The organism is Chamaesiphon sp. (genome assembly GCF_041737865.1).
GTDB lineage: Bacteria > Cyanobacteriota > Cyanobacteriia > Cyanobacteriales > Chamaesiphonaceae > Chamaesiphon.
In genome coordinates this window covers 1-7,350 of the sequence record NZ_JBGSQZ010000146.1, presented here as the reverse complement: position 1 = coordinate 7,350, position 7,350 = coordinate 1, and the positions used below count along the sequence as shown (strand labels likewise).

General features: G+C 43.6%; 10 protein-coding genes. All 10 read left to right on the top strand.

Annotated features, from left to right (window positions below):
• On the top strand, positions 1 to 559 hold a 559-nt coding region (locus ACEW9J_RS10885; protein ID WP_373545142.1), incomplete at its 5' end, for an ATP-dependent RecD-like DNA helicase.
• 200 nt (positions 560 to 759) lie between these two features.
• On the top strand, positions 760 to 1,191 hold the full coding sequence (locus ACEW9J_RS10880) for a restriction endonuclease (RefSeq protein WP_373545141.1): 432 nt from the start codon (positions 760 to 762) through the stop codon (positions 1,189 to 1,191).
• A 15-nt stretch (positions 1,192 to 1,206) separates the two neighbouring features.
• A complete protein-coding gene (locus ACEW9J_RS10875; RefSeq protein WP_373545140.1) occupies positions 1,207 to 1,983 on the top strand; it encodes a ParA family protein in 777 nt (258 codons plus the stop codon).
• Positions 1,980 to 2,945 carry a ParB/RepB/Spo0J family partition protein gene (locus ACEW9J_RS10870; protein ID WP_373545139.1) on the top strand — a complete coding sequence of 322 codons (966 nt, stop codon included), beginning with the start codon at positions 1,980 to 1,982 and terminating at the stop codon, positions 2,943 to 2,945. Before ACEW9J_RS10875 ends, ACEW9J_RS10870 begins: the two co-directional genes overlap by 4 nt.
• Before the next feature lie 134 nt (positions 2,946 to 3,079).
• Entirely contained in the window at positions 3,080 to 3,403 is a 324-nt protein-coding gene (locus tag ACEW9J_RS10865; protein ID WP_373545138.1) for a single-stranded DNA-binding protein, read from the top strand.
• Positions 3,404 to 3,497: 94 nt separating this feature from the next.
• Positions 3,498 to 3,878 carry a hypothetical protein gene (locus ACEW9J_RS10860; protein WP_373545137.1) on the top strand — a complete coding sequence of 127 codons (381 nt, stop codon included), beginning with the start codon at positions 3,498 to 3,500 and terminating at the stop codon, positions 3,876 to 3,878.
• A gap of 148 nt (positions 3,879 to 4,026) precedes the next feature.
• Positions 4,027 to 4,461: a hypothetical protein gene (locus ACEW9J_RS10855; protein WP_373545136.1), complete on the top strand. Its 435-nt coding sequence runs from the start codon at positions 4,027 to 4,029 to the stop codon at positions 4,459 to 4,461.
• Between the two features lie 124 nt (positions 4,462 to 4,585).
• On the top strand, positions 4,586 to 5,290 hold the full coding sequence (locus ACEW9J_RS10850) for a hypothetical protein (RefSeq protein WP_373545135.1): 705 nt from the start codon (positions 4,586 to 4,588) through the stop codon (positions 5,288 to 5,290).
• Positions 5,287 to 6,192: a hypothetical protein gene (locus ACEW9J_RS10845; RefSeq protein ID WP_373545134.1), complete on the top strand. Its 906-nt coding sequence runs from the start codon at positions 5,287 to 5,289 to the stop codon at positions 6,190 to 6,192. The genes ACEW9J_RS10850 and ACEW9J_RS10845 overlap by 4 nt, the downstream gene beginning before the upstream one ends.
• Positions 6,193 to 6,289: 97 nt before the next feature.
• Positions 6,290 to 7,312, top strand: a complete 1,023-nt coding sequence (locus ACEW9J_RS10840) for a DUF5895 domain-containing protein (protein ID WP_373545133.1) — start codon at positions 6,290 to 6,292, stop codon at positions 7,310 to 7,312.
• Positions 7,313 to 7,350: the final 38 nt, after the last annotated feature.

Below are 7,350 nucleotides of genomic sequence, written 5' to 3'. Positions count from 1 at the left end.
TCAGGTATTGTGTCCGATGACTAGAGGTGTGGTGGGAACGCGAAATTTGAACCAGGTATTGCAAGAGTTGCTTAATCCTCCCGCTCCTGAAAAAGCTCAGATTAATCGGGGTGGGGATATTCTACGGGTGGGAGATCGAGTAATTCAACTCAAGAATGACTACGAGCGGGAAGTATTTAATGGGGATTTGGGCGTAGTTAATGCGATCGATTCGACTGAACATGAGGTGATGATTCAGTTTGAGAGTAGAGAAGTTATCTATGACTATGCGGACTTGAATGAGTTGGGATTGGCTTGGTCAATTAGCATCCATAAATCCCAAGGTTCGGAATATCCGGTGGTGATTCTGCCGCTCTACATGCAGCACTATCTGTTGTTATCGCGGAATCTGGTATATACCGGATTGACGCGGGCGAAGAAATTAGCGATTGTGGTGGGATCGAATAAGGCAATTGGGTTGGCTGTCAGGCAAGATCGGATGGGAAAAAGATATACTCGCTTACCAGCAAGATTGGGTGGGAATACGTTGTTTGACGACACCCAAGCTTCGACTAAATAATTGGTGAAAGGAGCGACACTAATCTTTGCCAAAGCCGCGCCGAGAGGTAGTCGAAGATTATCGATTCTTCGTTCGCGATCTTGGTATGATAGCGAAGGATATCTCAATTTCAAAAAAATTGGTGTTAGAGCAGTCGAATATCCAAGTGTTCGGGAAGAAACCCAAGGCTGAAGCACAGCCTACTGAGTAAGTTTAGAATCATGGTTTCAATACTAGGCTATCCAGACAATTGGAGCGAAATTGCCGCTACAGTTAAGCAATCAGCAGGTTATCGCTGTAATCGCTGCGGCTTGAAGTGCTTACCGCCCAACAATAGTTACCGTCACCTAGATTTATCCCTCAGACGCAAACTCTCGGCTCAAGTACATCACTTAGATGGGAATCCCGCTCAAAATGACAGGTCTAATCTCGTCTGCTTGTGCAGTGGGTGTCATTTGAGGATGCACCGCCATCGTCCCCAGCCGACTCCAGGACAATTATCACTGAAATTAAAGCTGCCAAAGGTGCGGAGATCGCGCCAGAACCACAGCAATTTCCAATTAACCCTTGCCGATTTGATCGATCGACTGCCACAATTACCACTGATGTTGCATCGACAACTAGAACTAGACTTGTACGATTCCAATAGATAAATCAACCTTTAAACCGTGACCAAACCCATTATCATTGCCTTGTTTAACCAAAGTGGTGGAGTTGCTAAAACCACCCTGACTCAAAATTTGGGTTATCACCTGGCTCAAAAAAAGAAACAGCGGGTGTTGCTGGTTGACATGGATCCCCAGGCATCCCTCACCACCTTCATGGGACTGGAACCTGACGAATTAAGCGAGAGTGTCCACTCATCCATTATCGATAGCAAACCATTACCCATATACAGCCAGCTAATTCATGGGATGAGTCTCGTCCCTACTGACATTAATCTTGCGGCTAGTGAGATGCAATTAGCCAGTGCAATCTCTCGTGAATATCGGCTCAAGAATGCTCTAGCCAAAGTCGCTGATAATTATGACACGATCCTGATCGACTGCCCGCCATCATTAGGACTACTCAGCATTATTAGCCTCACGGCTGCCACACATATTCTAGTCCCGATCCAGTGCCAATTCAAATCTTTCAAAGGTACCGAACTTTTATTAAATACAGTGGCTCAGATCCATCAAAATACTAACCCCAGCTTACAATTTGCTGGCTTTATCCCCACCATGTTCGACAGTCGGACTGCCCAAGAATCACGGACTGTTAAAGCGATCCAAGAACAGCTATCATCGATAGCAACTGTTTTTCCACCTATTCCTAAAAGTATTGCTTTTGCTGATGCCTCAGAACGCAGAGTACCATTGGCACTATTCGATAAAAATCATCCCGCAGTGAGCATCCTAACTAAAATAGCTAGTAGTCTAGAAAAATTGGCAGTAAAATCGTGAGTAAAAAAGATCTTCCCTACACCGAAATCAAGAAACCCGTTAATCTCCTGTTTGGCGGTCAAATAATTACAGAAACCCCAAAACAACTAAATGCTACGCTGGCGATCGCCCAAATTAAACTACCGCCATCCCAGCCACGCCGCTATTTCGATCCCACAAAACTTGAGGAACTCTCACGCTCGATTACCAAATTAGGCATCATCGAGCCATTACTAGTACGTCCACTGGTTGGTAACGAATACGAACTAGTAGCGGGAGAAAGACGGTTAAGAGCCGCACAACTAGCTGGATTAACAGACGTACCTGTTTTCATCAGGGAGATGGATGACAATATTACCACTCAGGTTCGTTTAGTAGAAAATCTTCAGCGAGAGGATCTCAACCCGATTGAAGAAACGGAAGGCATCCTCGAACTATTAGTTCTACATTTGGATCTGACTTGGGACGAAACGGTCAGTTATCTCAACAAAATGCGTAACGTCTGCGATCGATACGATGAGGAATCTGAGTTGAGACATAACGTTATGTCTCAACCCCAAACACAGATAATCGAAGACTTATTTAGTTGGCTGGGGAAAATGAATTGGCAGTCGTTTGTCAAAAATCGTCTACCTTTACTTAATCTGCCTGACGATTTGCTAAGTGTATTGCGATCGGGTCAACTTGAATACACGAAAGCGCAGGCGATCTCCAAGATTAAGAGTGAAACAGAAAGAATGACGCTGTTGAACGATACAATTCACAACAACTTATCGCTAGCGCAAATCAACCAGCAAGTTAAAACTCTCAAGAAAAGTCCAGAGCAGCAACAGGAAAATCCAAACCAGCAGCAATCGCTTCAATTCCGTTACAAGGAAGTCTCCAGCAGACTACAGAAATCTCCAATCTGGGAGAATCCCAAAAAGCAAAAGAGTTTAGAGAAATTGTTAGCTCAAATTGAAGCACTGATCGAGAATAGTTAGGAATCGCGCTGGAGACGATCGATCTCGACCTTTAAGCTTCCCCACTGGAATGTATTGGTTGCTAGTACTAAGCGATAAACCCTACTGTAAGTAATTTATGAAAATTTTATAGATTCATCTGGAGTTTATTTCCCATGCAAGTTACTTTATCTGGCAACGTTGGTGCTGATTCTGAATCCAAAATTATCCCACTTAGAGATGGTACTGGTTCCCTCCGATTGGTTGAAGCTTCCTTGGCGGTCAAAACTGGTGCTGATACTCCCGATTGGTACAAGCTCAAATTCCTTGGTGATAACTTCGCTACCATCGCTCACCGGATCGTAAAAGGCGTAACTATCTCGATTGTTGGCGATCTAACTTTTGAGTTCTGGAATGACAAAGACACTGGTGAGCGCAAATCTAAAGCAGTTATCACCATTTTAGATCTACAACTTCCTCCTCTTCCTCAACTAGCTTAATTTCTGCTTGTTTATTCTTGGTGAGAGTTTATCGATTGGTAAGCTCTCACTTTTTTGTTCAATCCACTACTTTTACTTTACTAGGAAAAATATCATGCGTAAGTTCACTTCTAACCTCACTGTTTTAACTGCTAAATCTGGTAAGTACATTACTGGTACTGCGATTGATGGTAATACTGCCATTCACTTTACCGTTGCCAATAACGATCTCAATGCTGCTACTTTCATCCCCGAAGCTAATCTAGTTGTCACTGGCGATCTCAAGTTGGGTGATGTTGGTACTGTCAATGTCTGGATTACTTCAACTGTCGCTCTGATTAGTTTGCCTGAGCTAGCGGTTGAACCTATTTCTGCACCTGTTGTAACTCCTGCACCTATTGAAGTTGTTGCACCTGTTCTAACTTCCACCCAAAAACGCGCTGCTACTATTGCTGCCAAGAAAGCTGCTGCTACGGCTGAACTTGTTCCATTCTAATTTCTGCTCTACCCACTAGTTTTCGCCAGTGGGTGTCTAACTTTGCGGCTCTGCTTAGTTGGAGAACACTCAATAGCTTTGGCTACTGGGTGTTCTTTTTTATTGCAAAAAAAAGGTCGCGAAGACGATTAAAACCATCATCAATCCTATGTTAGCCCAGTCAATTCCTCTAATTCCACAAGATTTCACATTCACAGAATTACTACCAGGCTTAGTAATTTGTGAAGCTCCACCCAGAGATCCTCACAGTTGGGGTAATGCCCATGCAGATGAACCTGCATTTCTAGTCTATTTGGGATATAACATCCCACAGGAAAGAGATGAGTGGATTGCTCGACTTCGGGGGATATGGAAGATCGATACAGAAATTATGTATCGTGCTGCAAAACGAGTTTCTAACTATTGGTATGAGATAAAGATTCGTCGAATGCAGCGATATTCCGATCCCACTGTATTCGATCTCGACTATTTAAGCGAGTCAGAGCAGTATGGGTTAGACTTTTTAGTTCACATGCGACAGATGGAACTAGAAGCGGCTGCTTATGAGGAGATGACGACATCTAGAATCCTCAAATCAGCTTAAAATATAAATACCTCTGCTCTGGAACTAGCAGAGGTATCTTAAAATATAAAAATCTTTAGGTAAATAGCCTAGTTTGGATTGAATCTTATTCATCATCAATTAACAAGATTTTAGGAAAAATATTATGATTACTGGATTATTTATGGGTTGGACAGATCCCATTAGTAAAGCGTGGTATCCAATCCAAAAGATGTCAAAAAATGCTGATGGCTATCGTACTTGTTATGTTAATGGAGTATTTGATGCGATCGATGCTAGTCCTAATATGCGATTGCTATTTGAGAAAAAGTTAATTAAACCTTTGGAGGTTAAAATCACCAAGGAAATCCCTTCTGTCTTTGCTCAACGGATGCCGATAGCACGTCCTGAAGATTCCGTCAAAGAATTGCAGTTCCTCAATTTACCCAAACATCCTATCGATCCCATTGCTTATGTAGCGAGAAGTGGTGGATATTCAATTACAGATGGCTACGATATTTTCCCAGAAGTAACTGCGGATGCCAATGGCGACTATCACTTCTACTTTTCTCCGCGAAATATCACAAAGTTAGGAGTTTCAATCCATGAATATATCGACAAGCTATCGATAGGCACAATCTTAGAGTTCGATCGCATGGGTTATCTTTATCATGGCAGTACTATCTTAGGTAGACTACCAGGATATTTAGCCAATATGGTGGGCGGTCGTCCGATTGAGATCGAAGTTGCCAAAATTAATTCACAAACTAGTGGGCATTATTGTTACCATCTTCTTTGCCATACTACGGTTAAAATTAAACCATTTACCGAATCGAACTATCAAGTTCTAGAAAGTGCTGTAGCAAGATGAGCGATTCGTTTCCCATCTATCAGGTTACTGAAATAATGAAAGTAGCTGAAGATTATTCTATCCAATTAAAAGGTGTATTGACCAAAAGTTGGTACGAACATCCAGATTTAGGTTTGTGTTTGTTTAAGGCAGCAACTTCAGCACGAGTTCCTATTCCTAACGTGCGGAATGATTGGGTAGAAAAGGTGGTTTATGAAATCTCGAAGCTATTAGATTTACCCACTGCTCGTTACGAATTTGCTCTTGCTTGGAACGAAGAAAGACAGAGCTTTGTTCCAGGCTCTCTATCAGTTAATTGCTTGCCTCCAGGGGCTGAATCGATTCCTGGTGGAGACTTGCTTGCTAATACATTCGCTAACTATGAAGCAGGTTATCCATTAAGTTATAGCGTTGATAATGTTCTCAAGGCTCTCACTCAAAATGAAGTGGGCTGTCCCCAAAATTGGGTGGGAATCGCAGGAATCGATCGAGCTACCGATTTATTCGTGGGCTATCTGGCTCTGGATGCAGTTTGTGGCGGAGTGGATCGACATCCAAATAACTGGGAAGTAATGGTCGTTGATGGCAGATTAGATCTCGTCCCCAGTTTCGATCACGGATCTAGTCTTGGTGGCAATCTCAGCGAATCAACGAGGGCGACGATCGCTGCAAGTGGTTTCGCGCCTAATTTGATGAAATCAGCTTTCTGGAATAATACAGAACGGATCGATCCGATCCAAGCGTTCGAGATTGCGGTAAGGCTTTATCCCCAAATTGTTTGGCAACAGCGGTTAAAAGCGATTACTCCCACTCAAATTAATGATATTTTCGCTCGAATCCCTGAAGGCCGAATTACTGCGGCTGCTACTAAATTTGCGATCGATCTATTAGCATCCAATCGTCAAGCATTGGCATCTGTCTAAAATCCCTAGTACTAATCTTTATTAGTGCTTTTTTATTGTTTGTGCGGCACCAATCTCATTGGTGCTTTTTTTGTTCTTTATCTTCTTTTGAAAATTCATGACCACTACTACAAGTCGATATCTCACCGACGCATTACCAGCCACCGATTTCTCCTATCCTTACGCACAAGCGTTGCGCGGCGAGAATCCTGCCCAGTATGGATATTTCGTGCCGCTGAGTCAAGCTGAGAAGGCTGGCTGGAAGAACCTTGAAGGTACCGAAATGACTGAGTACGCCTATAACAGTGGGCAAACGGAGGTGGGGATCTTGCTCCAGAAACCTCGAATGATCCTCACTCCTATCTGTCAACTAGGGGCATTCGATCGCCAAGCCAGTCAAACGGAGGAAACTCTCGTCGTACTGGGTGAATGGGATCGTACCAAGCACAGTAAAGATCCTAACGCTGGTAACTTCCAAATTTTCTTAGTGATGTTTATGGACGCTAACAAGCAGCCACTTCACGATATTCCACTCCGACTGTTTGCCAAGGGTTCTCACCAAGCGACTTTATCGATCGAGTGGCAGAAGTTTTGTACCTCAGTGGCGCGTTGTCAGGCAGAAGCAAACAAAACTTTATTCCGTCCTAAGAACGAAGTTTTCAACGCCCTCTGTATCTTTCAGCCGATTATCATTCGCAAATCTGTCGGCGATAAGGTCAAATCTCCTGCCTGTTATATCGATGGCTATGTCCATCCCACTGTCCTCAATTGGCAGAGTTTCTTTATGGGTACTGACGAACGGCTTGCCGATGCCATTATTGACATCCTCAACCCTCGCTCTCGTTCATTGCTGTCACCACCTACGGCTGGGACGATTATGTTGGCACCCGCTCCAGAGCTTATCACACCAGCCGCAGTAACAGGTGCTGCTACTCCTCCAGTAGAAGATAACAGCAATGCGATCGATGTAGCTTCATCTCCTGTCGCTGAAGAATTAGCACCCGTACCAACTATTCCTACCACTTCGGTTGCGACTAAGGCTAAACCAGCACCCGAACCGGAATACATCGATCCGCCTGAGTTTGAGGACGATGATGAATTTGAGGACGATGAGGTTGAAGAGGATAAAATCCCCTTTTAACTAATGCCCCAACCAATCGTTCTTGCTGACTATAAGGA